Annotated in this window: 21 protein-coding genes and 1 pseudogene; 19 read left to right on the forward strand and 3 right to left on the reverse strand. The window is 60.9% G+C overall.

The annotated features are described in order from the left end of the window. From SOP85_RS04165 to SOP85_RS04200, 8 genes are all read left to right on the forward strand, one after another. The gene (locus SOP85_RS04165) at positions 1-708 is read left to right on the forward strand and encodes an SPOR domain-containing protein (RefSeq protein WP_046816952.1); all 708 of its coding nucleotides are present in this window, start codon (positions 1-3) and stop codon (positions 706-708) included. Between the two features lie 230 nt (positions 709-938). Then, complete coding sequence (gene hslV / locus SOP85_RS04170; RefSeq protein ID WP_053153354.1) at positions 939-1,469, forward strand: ATP-dependent protease subunit HslV; 531 nt, start codon at positions 939-941, stop codon at positions 1,467-1,469. A 54-nt stretch (positions 1,470-1,523) separates the two neighbouring features. Then, on the forward strand, positions 1,524-2,861 hold the full coding sequence (hslU, locus tag SOP85_RS04175) for an HslU--HslV peptidase ATPase subunit (protein ID WP_274076104.1): 1,338 nt from the start codon (positions 1,524-1,526) through the stop codon (positions 2,859-2,861). A 136-nt stretch (positions 2,862-2,997) separates the two neighbouring features. After that, positions 2,998-3,375 (forward strand): gamma-butyrobetaine hydroxylase-like domain-containing protein, encoded by a 378-nt coding sequence (locus SOP85_RS04180; protein ID WP_046816950.1) that lies wholly within the window; start codon positions 2,998-3,000, stop codon positions 3,373-3,375. 256 nt (positions 3,376-3,631) lie between these two features. Continuing rightward, the gene (gene phaC / locus SOP85_RS04185) at positions 3,632-5,311 is read left to right on the forward strand and encodes a class II poly(R)-hydroxyalkanoic acid synthase (RefSeq protein WP_274076105.1); all 1,680 of its coding nucleotides are present in this window, start codon (positions 3,632-3,634) and stop codon (positions 5,309-5,311) included. 141 nt (positions 5,312-5,452) lie between these two features. Continuing rightward, positions 5,453-6,304: a poly(3-hydroxyalkanoate) depolymerase gene (gene phaZ / locus SOP85_RS04190; protein ID WP_274076106.1), complete on the forward strand. Its 852-nt coding sequence runs from the start codon at positions 5,453-5,455 to the stop codon at positions 6,302-6,304. A gap of 129 nt (positions 6,305-6,433) precedes the next feature. Beyond that, positions 6,434-8,116 carry a class II poly(R)-hydroxyalkanoic acid synthase gene (phaC, locus tag SOP85_RS04195; protein ID WP_274076107.1) on the forward strand — a complete coding sequence of 561 codons (1,683 nt, stop codon included), beginning with the start codon at positions 6,434-6,436 and terminating at the stop codon, positions 8,114-8,116. Positions 8,117-8,173: 57 nt separating this feature from the next. After that, positions 8,174-8,794: a TetR/AcrR family transcriptional regulator gene (locus SOP85_RS04200; RefSeq protein ID WP_274076108.1), complete on the forward strand. Its 621-nt coding sequence runs from the start codon at positions 8,174-8,176 to the stop codon at positions 8,792-8,794. A gap of 174 nt (positions 8,795-8,968) precedes the next feature. Here SOP85_RS04200 and SOP85_RS04205 read toward each other — a convergent pair whose 3' ends face one another. From SOP85_RS04205 to SOP85_RS04220, 3 genes are all read right to left on the reverse strand, one after another. After that, positions 8,969-9,808, reverse strand: a complete 840-nt coding sequence (locus tag SOP85_RS04205) for a phasin family protein (protein WP_323626174.1) — start codon at positions 9,806-9,808, stop codon at positions 8,969-8,971. 10 nt (positions 9,809-9,818) lie between these two features. Further along, on the reverse strand, positions 9,819-10,241 hold the full coding sequence (locus SOP85_RS04210; RefSeq protein WP_274076110.1) for a phasin family protein: 423 nt from the start codon (positions 10,239-10,241) through the stop codon (positions 9,819-9,821). Positions 10,242-10,486: 245 nt separating this feature from the next. Next, on the reverse strand, positions 10,487-10,762 hold the full coding sequence (locus SOP85_RS04220; protein WP_274076111.1) for a polyhydroxyalkanoic acid system family protein: 276 nt from the start codon (positions 10,760-10,762) through the stop codon (positions 10,487-10,489). A gap of 155 nt (positions 10,763-10,917) precedes the next feature. Here SOP85_RS04220 and ubiE point away from each other — a divergent pair, with 155 nt between their 5' ends. The 11 genes and pseudogenes from ubiE (at position 10,918) to SOP85_RS31335 (ending at position 19,131) form a co-directional block, all read left to right on the forward strand. Then, a complete protein-coding gene (gene ubiE, locus SOP85_RS04225) occupies positions 10,918-11,688 on the forward strand; it encodes a bifunctional demethylmenaquinone methyltransferase/2-methoxy-6-polyprenyl-1,4-benzoquinol methylase UbiE (protein ID WP_033045331.1) in 771 nt (256 codons plus the stop codon). Beyond that, positions 11,688-12,311 (forward strand): ubiquinone biosynthesis accessory factor UbiJ, encoded by a 624-nt coding sequence (locus tag SOP85_RS04230; RefSeq protein ID WP_323606491.1) that lies wholly within the window; start codon positions 11,688-11,690, stop codon positions 12,309-12,311. The genes ubiE and SOP85_RS04230 overlap by 1 nt, the downstream gene beginning before the upstream one ends. Further along, the gene (gene ubiB, locus SOP85_RS04235) at positions 12,308-13,912 is read left to right on the forward strand and encodes a ubiquinone biosynthesis regulatory protein kinase UbiB (protein ID WP_323626175.1); all 1,605 of its coding nucleotides are present in this window, start codon (positions 12,308-12,310) and stop codon (positions 13,910-13,912) included. The genes SOP85_RS04230 and ubiB overlap by 4 nt, the downstream gene beginning before the upstream one ends. A gap of 167 nt (positions 13,913-14,079) precedes the next feature. Continuing rightward, positions 14,080-14,481 (forward strand): phosphoribosyl-AMP cyclohydrolase, encoded by a 402-nt coding sequence (gene hisI / locus SOP85_RS04240; RefSeq protein WP_274076115.1) that lies wholly within the window; start codon positions 14,080-14,082, stop codon positions 14,479-14,481. Next, positions 14,474-14,806, forward strand: a complete 333-nt coding sequence (locus SOP85_RS04245) for a phosphoribosyl-ATP diphosphatase (protein ID WP_007899279.1) — start codon at positions 14,474-14,476, stop codon at positions 14,804-14,806. The genes hisI and SOP85_RS04245 overlap by 8 nt, the downstream gene beginning before the upstream one ends. A gap of 25 nt (positions 14,807-14,831) precedes the next feature. Further along, positions 14,832-15,104, forward strand: coding sequence for a twin-arginine translocase TatA/TatE family subunit (locus SOP85_RS04250; RefSeq protein WP_046816938.1), 273 nt, complete (start codon positions 14,832-14,834; stop codon positions 15,102-15,104). 10 nt (positions 15,105-15,114) lie between these two features. Continuing rightward, positions 15,115-15,540 (forward strand): Sec-independent protein translocase protein TatB, encoded by a 426-nt coding sequence (tatB, locus tag SOP85_RS04255; protein ID WP_274076116.1) that lies wholly within the window; start codon positions 15,115-15,117, stop codon positions 15,538-15,540. Then, on the forward strand, positions 15,537-16,331 hold the full coding sequence (gene tatC / locus SOP85_RS04260; protein ID WP_274076117.1) for a twin-arginine translocase subunit TatC: 795 nt from the start codon (positions 15,537-15,539) through the stop codon (positions 16,329-16,331). The genes tatB and tatC overlap by 4 nt, the downstream gene beginning before the upstream one ends. Next, the gene (locus SOP85_RS04265; RefSeq protein ID WP_323626176.1) at positions 16,328-17,035 is read left to right on the forward strand and encodes a 16S rRNA (uracil(1498)-N(3))-methyltransferase; all 708 of its coding nucleotides are present in this window, start codon (positions 16,328-16,330) and stop codon (positions 17,033-17,035) included. Before tatC ends, SOP85_RS04265 begins: the two co-directional genes overlap by 4 nt. Positions 17,036-17,301: 266 nt before the next feature. After that, a pseudogene (locus SOP85_RS31330) lies at positions 17,302-18,276 on the forward strand (methyl-accepting chemotaxis protein); the annotation flags it as partial. 141 nt (positions 18,277-18,417) lie between these two features. After that, on the forward strand, positions 18,418-19,131 hold the full coding sequence (locus SOP85_RS31335; protein ID WP_414920731.1) for a methyl-accepting chemotaxis protein: 714 nt from the start codon (positions 18,418-18,420) through the stop codon (positions 19,129-19,131). Positions 19,132-19,275: the final 144 nt, after the last annotated feature.

Below are 19,275 nucleotides of genomic sequence, written 5' to 3' on the forward strand. Positions count from 1 at the left end.
TTGGCTGCCAAGAAAAAACCTGCACCCAAGCGTGGCGCCAGCCGTTACCAAGCTCCAGCGAAGCAACCGATCCCGGGTTGGCTGTGGATGGCCATCGGCCTGACGGTCGGTGCATTCATCGTGTTCCTGATGAAACTGGAGCCGGGCAAGGGCAGCGACACGGTCAAGCGCGAGAAGGTGGAACAGCAACAGAAAGCCACCAAGATCGCCGAGGCCAACAAGACCCCGCCGAGCCCGACGCAACCGGTGAAGCCGAAATACGACTTCTACACTTTGCTGCCGGAATCGGAAGTCATCGTGCCGCCGGACGCCGTACCGGAGAAAACCCTGCCGACGCCGCAAGTGCCTGCGATTCCGACGACACCGGTTACACCGGCGGAAGCGGCGAAGATCGATACGGCGCGCGCCCAGGCTGCTTTGTCCGGAATTACCCCGCCACCTGCGCCACCGGTCAAGGCTGCGCCGGTGACGAAGTTTTTCCTGCAGGCGGGCTCCTTCCGCAAAGAGACTGATGCGGACAAGGTTCGTGCGCAGATCATTCTGCTGGGGCAGGCTGTGGCGGTTGAATCCGGCACGGTGAAGGACGAGACCTGGTATCGGGTGCTGGTTGGACCGTTCAGCAATCGTGAGCAACTGACCACTGCGCAGAAACAATTGGCGGGTGCAGGCTTCAGCAATTTGTTGTTACAACAACGCCAGAGCCGCTGATTCCGTCAGAAACACCGCGTTATCGTTCTTCGCGAGCAAGCCCGCTCCCACATTCGACCGCATTCCAATGTGGGAGCGGGCTTGCTCGCGAAGACGTCAGCCCCGGCAACTCAGCCCCATCTGATTCACACCGCCCGTCCCCTCCCGCGCCCCACAGTTGAAATCCTCTCCACCACCCCCATATGAATGGGCATAAGGCATTTTCGCCCCGCAGCGTGGAGACTCTTCCCTTGACCACCATCGTTTCAGTTCGCCGCCACGGCAAAGTCGTCATGGGCGGCGACGGCCAGGTTTCCCTTGGCAATACCGTGATGAAAGGCAACGCGAAAAAAGTTCGTCGCCTGTACCACGGCCAGGTCATTGCCGGTTTTGCCGGCGCCACCGCTGACGCCTTTACCCTCTTCGAACGCTTCGAGGGCCAGCTTGAAAAGCACCAGGGTCACCTGGTACGCGCCGCTGTCGAGCTCGCCAAGGAATGGCGCACCGACCGCACCCTGAGCCGCCTGGAAGCCATGCTCGCGGTCGCCAACAAAGACGCTTCGCTGATCATCACCGGCAACGGCGACGTGGTCGAGCCTGAAGACGGCCTGATCGCCATGGGTTCCGGTGGCGCCTACGCGCAAGCCGCCGCCAGCGCACTGCTGAAAAAAACCGACCTGTCGGCCCGGGAAATCGTCGAAACCGCACTCGGCATTGCCGGCGACATCTGTGTATTCACCAACCACACCCAGACCATTGAGGAGCAGGACTGCGCCGAGTAAGCCTGATTCGGCCCCGTGCCACGGCTCATTCTTGCTTGAGGTCCTTTGAATATTATGTCCATGACTCCCCGTGAAATCGTCCACGAACTCAATCGCCACATCATCGGCCAGGACGATGCCAAGCGCGCCGTCGCCATTGCCCTGCGCAACCGCTGGCGCCGCATGCAGCTGCCAGAAGAGCTGCGCGTTGAAGTAACGCCAAAGAACATCCTGATGATCGGCCCGACCGGTGTCGGTAAAACCGAGATCGCTCGTCGCCTGGCCAAACTGGCCAACGCGCCGTTCATCAAGGTCGAAGCGACCAAGTTCACCGAGGTCGGCTATGTCGGCCGTGACGTCGAATCGATCATTCGTGACCTGGCCGATGCCGCGATCAAGCTGCTGCGCGAGCAGGAAATCGTCAAGGTTCGCCACCGCGCCGAAGACGCCGCCGAAGAGCGCATCCTTGATGCCCTGCTGCCACCGGCACGCATGGGCTTCAGCAACGACGATACCCCGTCTGCCGATTCCAATACCCGCCAGTTGTTCCGCAAGCGCCTGCGCGAGGGTCAGCTGGATGACAAGGAGATCGAGATCGAAGTCGCCGAAATGGCCGGCGTCGATATTTCCGCGCCACCGGGCATGGAAGAAATGACCAACCAGCTGCAAAGCCTGTTTGCCAACATGGGCAAGGGCAAGAAAAAAGCCCGCAAGCTCAAGGTCAAGGAAGCGCTCAAGCTGGTGCGCGACGAAGAAGCCGGCCGCCTGGTCAACGATGAAGAGTTGAAGGCCAAGGCCCTGGAAGCGGTCGAGCAGCACGGCATCGTGTTCATCGACGAAATCGACAAGGTCGCCAAGCGTGGTAATTCCGGCGGCGTCGATGTGTCCCGTGAAGGCGTGCAGCGCGACCTGCTGCCGCTGATCGAAGGCTGCACCGTCAACACCAAGCTGGGCATGGTCAAGACCGACCACATCCTGTTCATCGCCTCCGGTGCCTTCCACCTGAGCAAGCCGAGCGACCTGGTGCCCGAGCTGCAAGGCCGACTGCCGATCCGCGTCGAACTCAAGGCCCTGAGCCCTGAAGATTTCGAGCGCATCCTCAGCGAGCCTCACGCCTCGCTCACCGAACAATATTGCGCTCTGCTGAAAACCGAAGGCCTGGGTATCGAGTTCCTGCCGAGCGGCATCAAGCGCATCGCCGAGATCGCCTGGCAGGTCAACGAGAAAACCGAAAACATCGGTGCCCGTCGCCTGCACACCTTGCTTGAACGCCTGCTGGAAGAAGTGTCTTTCAGTGCCGGCGACCTGGCCAGCGTGCATGACGACAAGGTGATCCAGATCGACGCCGACTACGTCAACAGCCACCTGGGCGAATTGGCGCAGAACGAAGACCTGTCCCGTTATATCCTGTAAGCCATACTTGTAGGAGCGAGCTTGCTCGCGATGAACTTGAGAGCGACGCGTTTGTTCAGAGAAAACGCGTTATCGTTAACGTCCATCGCGAGCAAGCTTGCTCCTACAGGGTTCCATCCAAAACGGAACGGCGCTCATGACCCAACTCCCCACCGACATCAAGCTGCACAAAGCCTCGAAAACCCTCACGCTCAAATACGCGTCCGGCGAGGAATACACCCTGCCCGCCGAATTCCTGCGCGTGCACTCCCCTTCCGCCGAGGTCCAGGGCCACGGCAAACCCATCCTGCAATTTGGCAAGATCAACGTAGGACTGAGCAAGATAGAACCGGCCGGTCAGTACGCACTGAAACTGACCTTCGACGATGGCCACGACAGCGGCCTGTTCACCTGGGAATACCTCTACGAACTGGGGCGACGTCATGACGCGCTCTGGGAGGATTATCTTGCCGAGCTCAAAGCCGCAGGAAAAACCCGCGACCCGAACGAATCCGTCGTCAAGCTGATGCTCTAGCCCGAGCCTCTTGCTCTTTAGAGGGCATTTTCTAATTTCATCTGTTTGAATGCTCGGCTTCAGGGCCGACGCTTGGCCCGCTTGCGAAAAAAATTAAACTCGGGTAACCAATGGATTGGCAAGTTCCCTGCAGTGCTCTCTGAACTAAAAAGCAGTGATGCAGAATTAACGTCACCCGAGCAGTAGTACCTGGCCGTTGCTGTGTGACTACACAGCAGGACCAAGGTACTCGTCTCAGGGCAATGGAGCGTCGTAGATGAGTGACAAGAGTAACGATGAGTTGAAGTATCAAGCCTCGGAGAACACCTTGGGGCTCAATCCTGTCGTTGGGCTGCGTGGAAAGGATCTACTGGCTTCTGCTCGAATGGTGCTCAGGCAGGCCATCAGGCAACCGGTGCACAGCGTCAAGCATGTCGCGCATTTTGGTCTTGAACTCAAGAACGTGCTGTTTGGCAAATCCGGGCTGCAACCGACCAGCGATGACCGTCGCTTCGCCGATCCGGCCTGGAGTCAGAACCCGCTCTACAAACGTTATTTGCAAACCTACCTGGCGTGGCGCAAGGAGCTCCACGCCTGGATCGACGAGAGCACCCTCAGCCCCAGCGATGTGGCGCGCGGGCACTTCGTGATCAACCTCATGACCGAAGCCATGGCGCCGACCAACACCGCGGCCAACCCGGCGGCAGTCAAACGCTTTTTCGAAACCGGCGGCAAGAGCCTGCTCGATGGTCTCTCGCACCTGGCCAAGGATCTGGTGCACAACGGCGGCATGCCGAGCCAGGTCAACATGGGTGCGTTCGAAGTCGGCAAGAGCCTGGGCGTGACCGAAGGAGCGGTAGTATTCCGCAACGATGTACTGGAACTGATCCAGTACAAGCCAATCACCGAGCAGGTACACGAGCGACCATTGCTGGTGGTGCCGCCGCAGATCAACAAGTTCTACGTGTTCGACCTGAGCCCGGACAAGAGCCTGGCGCGGTTCTGCCTGCGCAACAACATGCAGACCTTCATCGTCAGCTGGCGCAACCCGACCAAGGAACAGCGCGAGTGGGGTCTGTCGACCTACATCGAAGCCCTCAAGGAAGCGGTTGACGTCGTCACTGCGATCACCGGCAGTAAAGACGTGAACATGCTCGGGGCCTGCTCCGGCGGCATCACCTGCACCGCGCTGCTGGGCCACTACGCGGCGATTGGCGAGAACAAGGTCAACGCCCTGACCTTGCTGGTGAGCGTGCTCGATACCACCCTGGACAGCGACGTTGCCCTGTTCGTCAATGAGCAGACCCTCGAAGCCGCCAAGCGCCACTCGTACCAGGCCGGCGTACTGGAAGGCCGCGACATGGCGAAAGTCTTCGCCTGGATGCGTCCCAACGACCTGATCTGGAACTACTGGGTCAACAATTACCTGCTGGGCAACGAACCGCCGGTGTTCGACATCCTGTTCTGGAACAACGACACCACCCGGTTGCCCGCCGCGTTCCACGGCGACCTGATCGAGCTGTTCAAAAACAACCCACTGATTCGCCCGAATGCACTGGAAGTGTGCGGTACCGCCATCGACCTCAAGCAAGTGACGGCCGACATCTTTTCCCTGGCCGGCACCAACGACCACATCACCCCGTGGCGGTCCTGCTACAAGTCGTCGCAACTGTTCGGCGGCAATGTTGAATTCGTGCTGTCGAGCAGCGGACATATCCAGAGCATCCTGAATCCGCCGGGTAATCCGAAATCCCGCTACATGACCAGCACCGAACCGGCGAGCAGTGCCGATGAATGGCAACAGAATGCCACCAAGCACACCGATTCCTGGTGGCTGCACTGGCAGGCCTGGCAGGCCCAGCGCTCGGGCGAGCTGAAAAAGTCCCCGGTAAAGCTGGGCAGCAAGGCTTACCCGGCAGGCGAGGCGGCGCCAGGCACTTACGTACACGAGCGTTAAACCCACAAACCTGTAGGAGCCGGCTTGCTGGCGATTGCATCACCACGGTGAGACTGGCAAACCGCGGTGATCGCATCGCCAGCAAGCCGGCTCCTACAGGATGTGTGTCAGGAACCAAGATCCACCCACAGGGCCAGAAGCATGCCGCAACCGTTCATATTCCGCACCGTCGACCTGGATGGCCAGACCCTCCGCACGGCGGTGCGCCCCGGCAAGCCTCACTTGACGCCCTTGCTGATTTTCAACGGCATCGGCGCCAACCTGGAGCTGGTGTTTCCATTCGTCGCAGCGCTGGACCCGGACCTGGAAGTCATCGCCTTCGACGTACCCGGTGTCGGCGGTTCGTCGACGCCGAATCTTCCCTATCGCTTTCCAAGCCTGGCGAAACTCACGGCACGCATGCTCGACTACCTCGACTACGGGCAAGTCAATGTGATCGGCGTGTCCTGGGGTGGTGCGCTTGCGCAACAGTTCGCCTTTGACTATCCGGAGCGTTGCAAGAAGCTTGTCCTGGCAGCGACGGCAGCGGGCGCGGTGATGGTGCCGGGCAAGCCGAAAGTCTTGTGGATGATGGCCAGCCCACGGCGCTACATCCAGCCCTCCCATGTGATCCGCATTGCGCCGATGATCTACGGCGGCGCGTTCCGTCGCGACCCGACGCTGGCCGCGAGCCATGCAGCGAAGGTCCGTTCGGCAGGCAAGCTCGGTTACTACTGGCAACTATTCGCCGGCTTCGGCTGGACCAGCATCCACTGGCTGCACAAGATCAATCAGCCGACCCTGGTCCTGGCCGGCGACGACGATCCGCTGATCCCGCTGATCAACATGCGCTTGCTCGCCTGGCGGATTCCCAATGCCCAGTTGCACATTATCGATGACGGCCATCTGTTCCTGATTACCCGGGCCGAAGCGGTGGCACCGATCATCATGAAGTTCCTCGAGGAGGAGCGCCTGCGTGCAGTGATGCACCCGCATCCGGCGCCACTGAGCTGATCGGCCCATTTTTTGTATAGGAAAGAGGGGGCGGCGGCACATCGCACCGCGCAACAACCCGTTACAGCGTCTATGGTGTTCTGGTTCGGTGTTTTGTATTTGGCCTGGAAGACGAAGGAGTGTTGAGTCATGCGCGATAAAACTGCGAGGGAGTCACTACCCACTCCCGCCGCGTTCATCAACGCACAAAGTGCGATTACCGGCCTGCGCGGCCGGGATCTGGTTTCGACTTTGCGCAGTGTGGCCGCCCATGGCCTGCGCAACCCCGTGCACACTGCTCGACACGCCTTGAAACTGGGCGGTCAACTGGGCCGCGTGCTGCTGGGCGACACCCTGCACCCGACCAACCCGCAAGACCGTCGTTTCGACGATCCGGCGTGGAGCCTCAACCCCTTTTACCGACGCAGCCTGCAGGCCTACCTGAGCTGGCAGAAGCAGGTCAAAAGCTGGATCGACGACAGCAACATGAACCCGGACGATCGCGCCCGCGCGCACTTCGCGTTCGCCCTGCTCAACGATGCCGTGTCGCCGTCCAACAGCCTGCTCAATCCCCTGGCGATCAAGGAAATCTTCAACTCCGGCGGCAACAGCCTGGTGCGCGGGATCGGCCATCTGGTCGATGACCTCCTGCACAACGACGGGTTGCCCCGGCAGGTCACCAAGCACGCATTCGAGGTCGGCAAGACCGTCGCCTCCACCACCGGCGCCGTGGTGTTTCGCAACGAACTGCTGGAGCTGATCCAATACAAGCCGATGAGCGAAAAGCAGTATTCGAAACCGTTGCTGGTGGTGCCGCCACAGATCAACAAGTACTACATTTTCGACCTCAGCCCGCACAACAGCTTCGTCCAGTACGCGCTCAAGAACGGCCTGCAGACCTTCGTGATCAGCTGGCGCAATCCGGATGTGCGGCATCGCGAATGGGGCCTGTCGACTTACGTTGAAGCAGTGGAAGAAGCCATGAACGTGTGCCGGGCGATCACCGGCGCGCGCGAAGTCAACCTGATGGGCGCCTGCGCTGGCGGCCTGACCATTGCCGCCTTGCAGGGTCACCTGCAAGCCAAACGCCAGCTGCGCCGCGTTTCCAGCGCGACCTACCTGGTGAGTCTGCTCGACAGTCAACTGGACAGCCCGGCCACGCTCTTCGCCGACGAACAGACCCTGGAAGCCGCCAAGCGCCGCTCCTACCAGAAAGGCGTCCTGGACGGCCGCGACATGGCCAAGGTGTTCGCCTGGATGCGCCCCAACGATTTGATCTGGAGCTACTTCGTCAACAACTACCTGATGGGCAAGGAGCCGCCGGCGTTCGACATTCTCTACTGGAACAACGACAACACACGCCTGCCGGCCGCCCTGCATGGTGACTTGCTGGACTTCTTCAAGCACAACCCGCTGAGCCATCCCGGTGGCCTGGAAGTGTGCGGCACCCCGATCGATTTGCAGAAGGTCAATGTCGACAGTTTCAGCGTGGCCGGCATCAACGACCACATCACACCGTGGGACGCCGTGTATCGCTCGACCCTGCTGCTCGGTGGCGAACGCCGCTTCGTCCTGTCCAACAGCGGTCATATACAGAGCATTCTCAACCCGCCGAACAACCCGAAAGCCAACTACGTCGAAGGCACAAAACTGAGCAGCGACCCCAGGGCCTGGTACTACGACGCCAAGCCCGTCGCCGGTAGCTGGTGGACGCAATGGCTGAGCTGGATTCAGGAGCGCTCGGGCGCGCAGAAAGAAACCCACATGGCCCTCGGCAACCAGAATTATCCACCGATGGAAGCGGCGCCCGGAACCTACGTACGCGTGCGCTGATGTTCAACGACCACGGCCCCTGCCGGCCGTGGCATGACCCGATCATAAGAAGACTGGATGAAAACCCGCGACCGGATCCTCGAATGTGCCCTGCAACTGTTCAATGAGAAGGGCGAACCGAATGTTTCCACCATGGAAGTCGCCAACGAAATGGGCATCAGCCCGGGCAACCTGTACTACCACTTCCACGGCAAGGAGCCACTGATTCTCGGCCTGTTCGAACGTTTCCAGGCCGAACTGTCGCCGTTGCTCGACCCACCGGCCGACGTCGAACTGGCCCCCGAGGATTACTGGCTGTTCCTGCACCTGATCGTCGAACGCCTGTCCCACTATCGCTTTCTGTTCCAGGACCTGTCGAACCTGGCCGGGCGCCTGCCGAAACTGGCCAAGGGCATTCGCAACCTGCTCAATGCACTCAAGCGCACCCTGGCGTCATTGCTGGCCCGATTGAAGGCCTTGGGGCAGCTGGTCAGCGACACCCAGGCGCTGGGGCAACTGGTGGAGCAAATCACCCTGACGCTGCTGTTCTCACTGGACTACCAGCGGATTCTCGGCCGCGAAGGCGAAGTGCGATTGGTGGTTTATCAGATCATGATGCTGGTGGCGCCGCATTTGTTGCCGTCGATCAAGGCGGCGACCGAGCAGATGGCGATGCAGTACCTGGAAGATCACGACTAACAAATGTGGGAGCGGGCTTGCTCGCGAAGGCAGTGTGTCAGTCGGCATCTACGTTGAATGACACACCGCTTTCGCGAGCAAGCCCGCTCCCACAGAGGCCTGTGGTGCTCAGGGAATCTGCACAAACAAAAACGCCCGACCTTGGCAGGCCGGGCGTTTTTTTGAGCCCTGAAATCAGGACTGACTGGTTGGCGTCGATGGAGCTGGCGCGGCAGTCGGGGTCACAGCAGGGGTCGGCGCGGAAGCGGAGTTCGAGGTGCTTGCCGGCGTTACCGGGGTTGCCGGTTTGGCGGCAGCCACTGCTGGTTTGGGTGCGGCAGCTTTGGGAGCGGCCGGTTTTTTCGCTGCTGGTTTCTTCGCAGCAGCAGGTTTAGCCGCTGGCTTGGCTGCCGGTTTGGCGGCAGCGGTTTTCGCTGCAGGCTTGGCGGCGGTTTTAGCGGCTGCCGGTTTGGCCGCTGCTTTGGCGGCGGCTGGCTTGGCAGCGGCAGTTTTTGCAGCCGGTTTGGCGGCAGCGGTTTTAGCCGCAGGCTTGGCCAATGGCTTGGCTGCGGTTTTGGCGGCCGGCTTGGCTGCCGCGGTTTTCGCCGCAACAGGCGCAACCTTGGCACCGGTGAGTTTTTCGATTTGCTTGGTCAGGGTATCGACCTTGCTGTGCAGCGCCTTGACTTCATTGCGGCTTGGTACGCCCAGACGCGAAATGGCGCTGTTCAGGCGCTTGTCGAAAGCCCCTTCCAGCTCATCCCATTTGCCCATTGCGCGATCTTTCACGCCGCTGATGCGCGACTTGGCCGAAGAAGCGGAGTCCTTGGCGGCGTCGACAGTTTTGCCAACAGCGTTCTTGGTCAGCTTCTCGGCTTTCTCGCCGTCTTTAACCAGTGAGTCGAAGAGTTTGCTGCCGTCAGTGTCGATCTTCGAGTACACGCCTAAACCAGCCAGCCAGATTTTGCGGGAGTAGTCTTCGACTTTCCCGATCCACGAGCTGCCTTCTTTTTCGGTGTTCTTTTTACCAGCCATCCCGTTCTCCTTAAGATTTACGCGCGACGCGTTCGAGCAGTGCCGTCAGCTCATCGAGCTTGGCAGAGAGTGTCTCAACGTCATGTTTAGACGGAATGCCGATACGATTCAAGGTACTTGCGACACGCGAGTCAAACACTCTCTCGACTTTGTCGAGCTGAACTTCGACCTTGCCTTTGAAAGTGCTGACTTCAGTCTTGGCTTCATCGATCTCGGCATTGGCCGCTTCAAGCTTCTCGGCAACTACTTTTTTGCCTTTGGTTTCAACTGCTTGCCCAGCCTTGATCAACTCTTGAAAGTACTCGCTACCTTCTTGGCCGACCTTGGTGTAGGCACCCAGGCCTGCCAGCCAGATCCGGCGTGCATAGGATTTGACGTCACGCACAGCGGTCGCCGATGCGTCGATTTTTTTCTTCAAAATTACTTTGGCCATGGTGCACCTCACGCGCAGAAGGTTTGAGGAACTGCCCGCGAAAGTGTCGGGCTCAGGCACAAAGTAGGGAGAAAAATTAGAAACGGCACCCTAACAACTGACATAAACCTCTAGACACACCGCAATCAAAATGTGGGAGCGGGCTTGCTCGCGAAAGCGGTGTGTCATTCAACATTGATGTCGACTGACCTGGCGCTTTCGCGAGCAAGCCCGCTCCCACAGGGGGTCTCATTTCGTCCGAAAAATCAGACGAGGGCTTTATCCAGCGCCTTCTCGATTTCCGCTTTGATCATGCCGCTCATGGCCGACATCATCAGGCCCAGTTCCACATCGACCTTGATCGAATCATCGGTGACATGCACCGCACCTTTCACACCCGAACGCTTGAGATTCAGGGTGTCGCCGGACCATTGCGGCTCCAGGCCATACTGATCGTGAAGTTTCTGCGCCAGCTTGTCGGCCTTCTCGCGCGCCGCTTCCTTACCCAGGCCGTGGGCCCGTTCAACACTAATATGGGCCATCGAATGACTCCTGCTTTATGAATGCTTTCCCGAGGCATCTTGACCTCTGCTGCGTCAAAACGTCCCGATGGTTGCCCATCTTACCTTCAGCCTTGCCAAGACAAAGCATGCCTTGGGGATTAGAATGTCGCGCATTCTCTTTTGGTGACAGCGATATGACTGATCAGCGCAAAGGCAACGACGCCGAACCCACCACTCACTTCGGCTTCAAAAACGTTCCGGAAAGCCAGAAAGCGGAAAAAGTCGCTGAGGTTTTCCACTCGGTAGCCGCCAAGTACGACCTGATGAACGACCTCCTGTCGGGCGGCATGCACCGTCTGTGGAAGCGTTTCGCGATCGAACTGTCGGGCGTGCGCACCGGCAACCGGGTGCTGGACATCGCCGGTGGCACGGGCGACCTGACCCGCAAATTCTCGCACCTCGTGGGCCCGACCGGCCAGGTAGTGCTGGCCGACATCAACGAATCCATGCTCAAGGTCGGTCGTGATCGCCTGCTGGACCTGGGTGTGGCCGGCAACGTCGAATTCGTCCAGGCCGATGCGGAAAAACTGCCGTTCCCGGACAACCATTTCGACTGCGTGACCATCGCCTTCGGCCTGCGCAACGTGACGCACAAGGAAGATGCCCTGCGCTCCATGCTGCGCGTGCTCAAGCCAGGCGGTCGCCTGCTGGTGCTGGAATTCTCCAAGCCGACCAATGCGCTGATGTCCAAGGCCTACGACGCCTACTCGTTCGCCTTCATGCCGCTGATGGGCAAGCTGATCACCAACGACTCGGAAAGCTACCGCTACCTGGCCGAATCGATCCGCATGCACCCGAACCAGGAAACCCTGAAGTCGATGATGGTCGAGGCCGGTTTCGACCGCGTGACCTATCACAACATGACCGCAGGCATCGTCGCCCTGCACCGCGGCATCAAGCCCTGATGCTGCTCGCCGGCCTGCTCGCCAGCGTAGAACTCGGCCTGAACCGGGTGCTGCGTCTCGACAGCACGGCGCTGCCGCGGCTGGCGCATTTGAGCGGCAGGGTGATTGCCGTCGATTGCCGCAGCCCGGCGTTGCAGGTGTTCATCCTGCCCAGCGACGAAGGCCTGATGCTCGCCTCCCAGTGGGAAACCGGCGCCGACTGCACCCTGCGTGCACCGGCTTCGAGCCTGCTGAAACTGGCCATGAGCAAGGATAAGACTGCGATCCTGCACAGCCCTGAAGTCGAACTCGACGGCGACAGCGGCGTGCTGCTGGAACTGGCGGCGATCCTTCAGGACCTGGAGCTGGACTGGGAGTACGAACTCTCGCGCTGGCTGGGGCCGGTCGCCACGCAACTGCTCGGCGGTCACCTGCGCAGTCGTGCCCGCTGGTATCAGCAAGGGTTCGCCAGCCTGGGCCAGAACCTGGGCGAATACCTGGCCGAAGAGTCGCGCACCCTTGTCGGTCAGCGCGAAGCCGAAGCCCGTTTCAGTGAACTGGACCAGATCAAACTCGATCTGGAACGTCTCGAGGCGCGTTTCGAGCGCCTTTCCCGATCCCTCGACCCAAGCGATAACGCATGAAGCTGCTTGCCGTCCGCCGTTTGTTGCGCATCCAGCGCGTCGTGATCCGCTACCGCCTCGATGACCTGCTGTTCGCCCTGCCGCTGCCCTGGTTTCTGCGGGCCCTGCGTTATGCCCTGCCGTGGCGCTGGTTCCCGCGCAAGACCCTGGAGCTGAGCCGTGGCGCGCGCTTGCGCCTGGCGTTGCAGGACCTGGGACCGATCTTCATCAAGTTCGGGCAGATCCTGTCCACCCGCCGCGACCTGCTGCCGGAAGACATCGCCGATGAACTGATGATGTTGCAGGACCGCGTGCCGCCGTTCGACTCGCAGCTGTCGGTCAAGCTGATCGAAGAGCAGCTGGGCAAGAAAATCAGTGAAGTGTTCAGCCGCTTCGACGTCGAACCGCTGGCCTCGGCGTCGGTGGCCCAAGTGCACGCCGCGCAGCTGAAAACCGGCGAAGAAGTGGTGGTCAAGGTGATCCGCCCGGGCCTCAAGCCGGTGATTGCCCAGGACCTGGCGTGGCTGTTCATCCTCGCCCGCGCCGCCGAAAAACTCTCGGCCGATGCGCGCCTGCTGCACCCGGTAGATGTGGTCCAGGACTACGAAAAAACCATCTACGATGAGCTCGACCTGCTGCGCGAAGCAGCCAACGCCAGCCAGCTGAAGCGCAACTTCGACGGTTCGCCACTGCTGTACGTGCCACAAGTCTATTGGGACTGGTGCCGGCCGAAAGTGCTGGTGATGGAGCGCATCTACGGCATCCAGGTCACTGACCTCGCGACCCTGGCCGACCAGCGCACCGACATGAAAATGCTCGCCGAACGTGGCGTGGAGATCTTCTTCACCCAGGTGTTCCGCGACAGCTTTTTCCATGCCGACATGCACCCCGGCAACATCTTCGTCAGCACCGTCAATCCGTGGAGCCCGCAGTACATTGCGATCGACTGCGGCATCGTCGGCAGCCTGACCCCGGAAGACCAGGATTACCTGGCGCGCAACCTGTTCGCCTTCTTCAAGCGTGATTACCGGCGTGTGGCACAGCTGCACATCGATTCAGGCTGGGTGCCGGCGGAAACCAAACTCAACGAATTCGAAGCGGCGATCCGGACAGTTTGCGAACCGATCTTCGAAAAACCGTTAAAAGATATTTCATTCGGCCAGGTGCTGATGCGCCTGTTCCAGACGGCGCGCCGCTTCAACATGGAAGTGCAGCCGCAGCTTGTCCTGCTGCAGAAAACCCTGCTGAACATCGAAGGCCTGGGCCGTCAGCTGTACCCGGACCTCGACCTGTGGAACACCGCGCAACCCTTCCTCGAACGCTGGATGCGCGAACGCGTCAGCCCCAAAGCCCTGCTCGGCAACGTGCAGAGCCAGTTCGAGCAACTGCCGCACCTGGCCAACATGGCCCGCGACCTGCTCGAACGCATGTCCCAGCCGCACGCCTACGACCCGCCGCCACCCTGGCACCGTCGCCGCGACGACTGGTTCCTGCGCCTGCTCGGCACAGCGCATTTGGCCGGTGGCGCGATCCTCGCCGCGGGTGGGCCGCTGAACGATCTGGCCTACTGGCCGGCGGGCATAATGATGGCCGTCGGCTTGTATCTGGTCGTTCGTCGATAGCAGGATTGAGCTGCAAGTTATAAGCTGCAAGCCTCAAGCGATGTTCATAGCACTCACGTTTGATTCACCCTGTAGATACGTGTGTTACACACTACGAAAGACCGAAGCGCACTGGCTTTTACTAGCAGCTTGAAGCTTTAAGCTTAAAGCTGCTTCAGGAACTGAAGATGAACAACTGGCTGGACGAGATCAAATGGGATGCCGACGGCCTGGTGCCGGCGATTGCCCAGGACCACAAGACCGGGCGCGTCCTGATGATGGCCTGGATGAACCGCGAAGCACTGCAACTGACGGCGGCCGAGAACCGCGCCATCTACTGGTCGCGCTCGCGTGGCAAGCTGTGGCGCAAGGGCGAAGAGTCCGGCCACGTGCAGACCCTGCATGAGATGCGCCTGGACTGCGACGCCGACGTGATCATCCTGATGGTCGAGCAGATCGGCGACATCGCCTGTCATACCGGCCGCCAGAGCTGCTTCTACCGCGTCTATGAGAACGGCGACTGGACAACCGTCGACCCGGTACTGAAAGATCCGCACGCCATCTATAGCGCAGGACACAAACATGAGTGACACGTTGACCCGTCTGGCCCAGGTGCTGGAAGAGCGCAAAGGCGCCGCCGCCGACAGCTCGTACGTCGCCAGCCTGTACCACAAGGGCTTGAACAAGATTCTGGAAAAAGTCGGCGAAGAGTCGGTCGAGACCATCATTGCCGCCAAGGACGCCGCCATCAGCGGCGACTGCAGCGATGTCATCTACGAAACCGCCGATTTGTGGTTCCACAGTATGGTCATGCTCGCCCAGTTGGGGCAGCATCCCCAGGCTGTACTCGATGAACTGGACCGTCGCTTCGGTCTGTCCGGACACGCCGAGAAAGCCTCGCGCCCGTCCGCCTGAATAACGATTAGAGAGGAGCTGCAGCATGGGCATTTTTGACTGGAAACACTGGGTCGTCATCCTGGTCGTCGTGGTTCTGGTGTTCGGCACCAAGAAACTGAAAAACCTCGGCACCGACGTCGGCGAGTCGATCAAGGGCTTCAAGAAAGCCATGAACGACGACGAAAAACCCGCCGAGCCCACCGTGACCCCGGCCCAACCGGTGCCGCCGGTACAGCCTCAGGCTTCGGTGAACCAGCCGCACACCATCGACGTGCAGGCGCAGAAAGTCGAAGAGCCGATCCGCAAAGACGTGTGAGCACTGACTAATGTTTGGTATCAGCTTCTCTGAACTGCTGCTCGTCGGCCTCGTCGCCCTGCTCGTGCTGGGTCCCGAGCGCCTGCCGGGCGCTGCGCGCACCGCCGGCCTGTGGGTTGGGCGCCTCAAGCGCAGCTTCAATGCGATCAAACAGGAAGTTGAACGTGAAATCGGTGCCGACGAGATTCGTCGGCAACTGCACAACGAGCACATCCTGTCGCTTGAACAGGAGGCCCGAAAGATCTTCTCGCCGACCCAGCAGCAGCCGACGCCCGTCGAGCCTGTGGCGACGCAGACGGTTGATGCGCCTGCCGTTGAATCTGCACCTGTGCAAGCTGCACCTGTCGCAGCGACGCCGGTCGCGCCCGTTGCACCCGCGGCTGCGCCCGTTGCGCCGGCCCCTCATGACCCAACACTGCCGCCGCGAGCCCCATGAGCGATCTTCCTGAAAACGACCAGCACATGCCGCTGGTTTCGCACCTCACCGAGTTGCGTACCCGCCTGCTGCGCTGCGTAGCGGCGATCTTCATCATCTTCGCCGGGTTGTTTGCCTTCACCCAGCAGATCTACACCTTCGTCTCGACACCACTGCGCGCGTACCTGCCCGCCGGCGCGACGATGATTGCCACCGATGTGTCGTCGCCGTTCCTGACGCCACTGAAGCTGACCATGATGGTGTCGCTGTTCCTGGCGATCCCGGTGATCCTGCACCAGATCTGGGGCTTCATCGCACCGGGCCTGTACAAGCACGAGAAGCGCATCGCCGTGCCCCTGCTGTGCTCGAGCATCGTGCTGTTCTACGCCGGCATGGCGTTCGCCTATTTCCTGGTGTTCCCGCTGATCTTCAAGTTCTTCGCCGCCGCCACCCCGGCCGGCGTGGAAATGATGACCGACATCACCAGCTACCTCGATTTCGTCATGACGCTGTTCTTCGCCTTCGGCGTGGCGTTCGAGATCCCGGTGGCCGTGGTGCTGCTGGTGTGGATCGGCGTGGTCGACGTCAAGTACCTGAAGAAAATCCGCCCGTATGTGATCATCGGCTGCTTCGTGGTCGGCATGATCCTGACCCCGCCGGACATTTTCTCGCAGACCCTGCTGGCCGTACCGATGTGGCTGCTGTTCGAGATCGGCATCCTGTTTGGCAGCCTGATCAGCAAGCGTGGCGAACACCCGGACGACCAGCCTGTCGACGATCACAACGACCAGCCGCCAGCGACCCAACCGTGAACCTGCTGCTCCTTGAAGAGGCCGACTTCATTGCGGCCGACCGGGTCGTGCTGCGTGATCGCCGGTTGACCCACATGCAGGAAGTCCACCGCTGTGAAGTCGGTGACAGCATGCGTGTCGGCCGTATCGGTGGCCTGATGGGCTCGGCCGAGGTCCTGCGCCTGGACGCCAGCGAGGCGGAACTGCGCGTCACCCTCGACCAGCCACCGCCCGCCAAGCTACCGCTGACCCTGATCCTGGCCCTGCCACGGCCCAAGATGCTGCGCAGGGTGTTCCAGACCGTTGCGGCCATGGGTGTGCCACGTGTCGTGCTGGTGAACAGCTACCGCGTCGAGAAGAGCTTCTGGCAGACGCCGTTCCTGGAGCCTGAGGCCATTCGCGAGCAATTGATCCTTGGCCTCGAACAGGCCAGGGACAGTGTCTTGCCGCAAGTGGTGATCGAGAAGCGCTTCAAACCGTTCGTCGAAGATCGCCTGCCTGCCATCACCGAGGGCACCCTCGGCCTGGTTGGCCATCCGGGCCAATACCCGCCCTGCCCCCGCGCCCTGACCGAGCCGGTGACCCTGGCCATCGGCCCGGAAGGTGGCTGGATCCCCTACGAGATCGACTTGCTGGGCAAATCCGGCCTGCAACCGGTGCAATTGGGCGAGCGCATCCTGCGCGTGGAAACTGCCGTCACGGCACTGCTGGCACGACTCTACTAGCCATATCGCGATTCCTGTAGGAGCGAGCTTGCTCGCGAAGGACGTGACGGCGCCGCGCTCATTCAGAAAGCCCTCGTCATCGTTAACGTCCATCGCGAGCAAGCTTGCTCCTACAGAATGCTCCCCGCCTGCCGATACACCTCCCATGAAACCAATGTGTGGTCCAAGGGAGTTGCAGCATGTACCAATGGCTGGCCGATAAACTGGGTAACGTGAGCGTAAACCGCAAGCTGGGCGTCGGCTTCGGTCTTGTGCTGCTGCTTACGATGCTGATCACCTTCACCGGCTGGACCGGCCTGAGCGACGTCACCCGTCGCGGTGATGGGCTGGGGTTCATCTCCGAGATCAACGGGATGACCAAGGACCTGCGCATCGCCCGCCTGGATTACGAAATGCGTCGCGGCGAACAAGGCCCCGGCGCCGTCAGTGATTTGCTGGGCAAGCTCGACACCAGCCTGCAAGCGGCTCGCAAGATGATCGAGCAACCCGCCGACGTGGCCATGATCGACCAGCAACTGGCCGCCGTCAGCCAATACAAGCAAGCCTTCGCCGCCATGACCCAGGCCGGCGCCAGCCGCGAAGACGCCCGCAGCAAACTGGGCGCCACCGCCGACAATGCCGTGGCCAAAGTTGCCGAAGTGGAAAAAGCCATGCTGCAAGGCGACAGCGTGGCGCAGTTCAACAGCGTGATCGACCTGAGCAAGCTGATCCAGCAGGCGCGCTTCCAGGTGCGTGGCTACACCTACAGCGGCAAGGCCGAGGCCGAGCAGCCGGCGCTGGACGCCATCGACAACGCCCTGAAATACCTGCAAAGCCTGCCGTCGCAGCTGCCGGAACAACACATCGGCAACCTGCAGCAAGCGACCGACTCGCTCAAGGCCTACCGCGCCGCGGTCAGCCAGTACCGCGATTCCCAGACCGCCAGCGCCGACGCCTTCAAACGCATGGCCGCCCAGGGCGAGATCCTGCTCGAGGTCAGCAACAAGCTCACCGTCTCGCAAACCCTGGTACGCGATACCGACGTGGCGCACGCCAAGAACATGCTGTTGCTGGCCACCGTCCTGGCGCTGGTCTTTGGCTTGTTTGCCGCCTGGGCAATCACTCGGCAGATCGTGATTCCGCTAAACCAGACCCTCAAGGCGGCCGAGCGCATCGCTGCCGGCGACCTGTCCCACAACCTGCTCTCCCAGCGCCAGGACGAACTTGGCCAGCTGCAACGGGCCATCCAGCGCATGACCCAGGGCTTGCGTGAACTGATCGGCGGCATCAGCGACGGCGTTACGCAAATTGCCAGCGCCGCCGAAGAACTGTCCGCCGTCACCGAGCAAACCAGCGCCGGCGTCACCAGCCAGAAGGTCGAGACCGACCAGGTGGCCACCGCCATGAATGAAATGACCGCCACCGTGCAGGAGGTTGCGCGTAACGCCGAGGAAGCCTCCGAGGCCGCCGTCGCCGCCGATCAACAGGCCCGCGAAGGCGACAAGGTGGTGGGTGAAGCCATCGCACAGATCGAGCGCCTGGCCAAGGAAGTGGGTCACTCCACCGAAGCCATGGGCGAGCTCAAGCGCGAAAGCGACAAGATCGGCAGCGTGCTCGACGTGATCAAGTCCGTCGCCCAGCAAACCAACCTGCTGGCGCTCAACGCGGCCATCGAAGCGGCCCGTGCCGGCGAAGCCGGGCGAGGTTTTGCCGTGGTCGCCGATGAAGTGCGCAGCCTGGCGCAACGCACACAGAAATCCACCGAGGAGATCGAAGAGCTGATCGTCGGCCTGCAAAACGGCACCCAGCAAGTGGCGACAATCATGGACAACAGTCGCGCCCTGACCGACAGCAGCGTGGAACTGACCCGTCGCGCCGGCGGCTCACTGGAGAACATCACCCGCACGGTGTCAGCGATCCAGGCAATGAACCAGCAGATTGCCGCCGCCGCGGAACAGCAGAGCGCCGTGGCCGAAGAGATCAACCGCAGCGTGCTGAACGTGCGTGATGTGTCGGATCAGACGTCCGCAGCAAGTGAAGAGACGGCGGCGTCCAGCATTGAGCTGGCGCGGCTAGGGACGCATTTGCAGATGCTGGTGGGCAGGTTCAAGGTTTGAGGTGATTCATATGCCTCGGTTCGCTATGGACCGAGGCGATTAGCGGCCCCCAAGGCCGCTGCTCCACCTGAAACGAGAAAAGCCCTTCAAGCGTAAACCTGCAGGGCTTTTCGGTCAGGCTGACCCTCTCATCAAGCCCCGCCA

Origin of the sequence: Pseudomonas sp. YuFO20 (assembly GCF_035064975.1) — a bacterium.
Taxonomy (GTDB): domain Bacteria; phylum Pseudomonadota; class Gammaproteobacteria; order Pseudomonadales; family Pseudomonadaceae; genus Aquipseudomonas; species Aquipseudomonas putida_AE.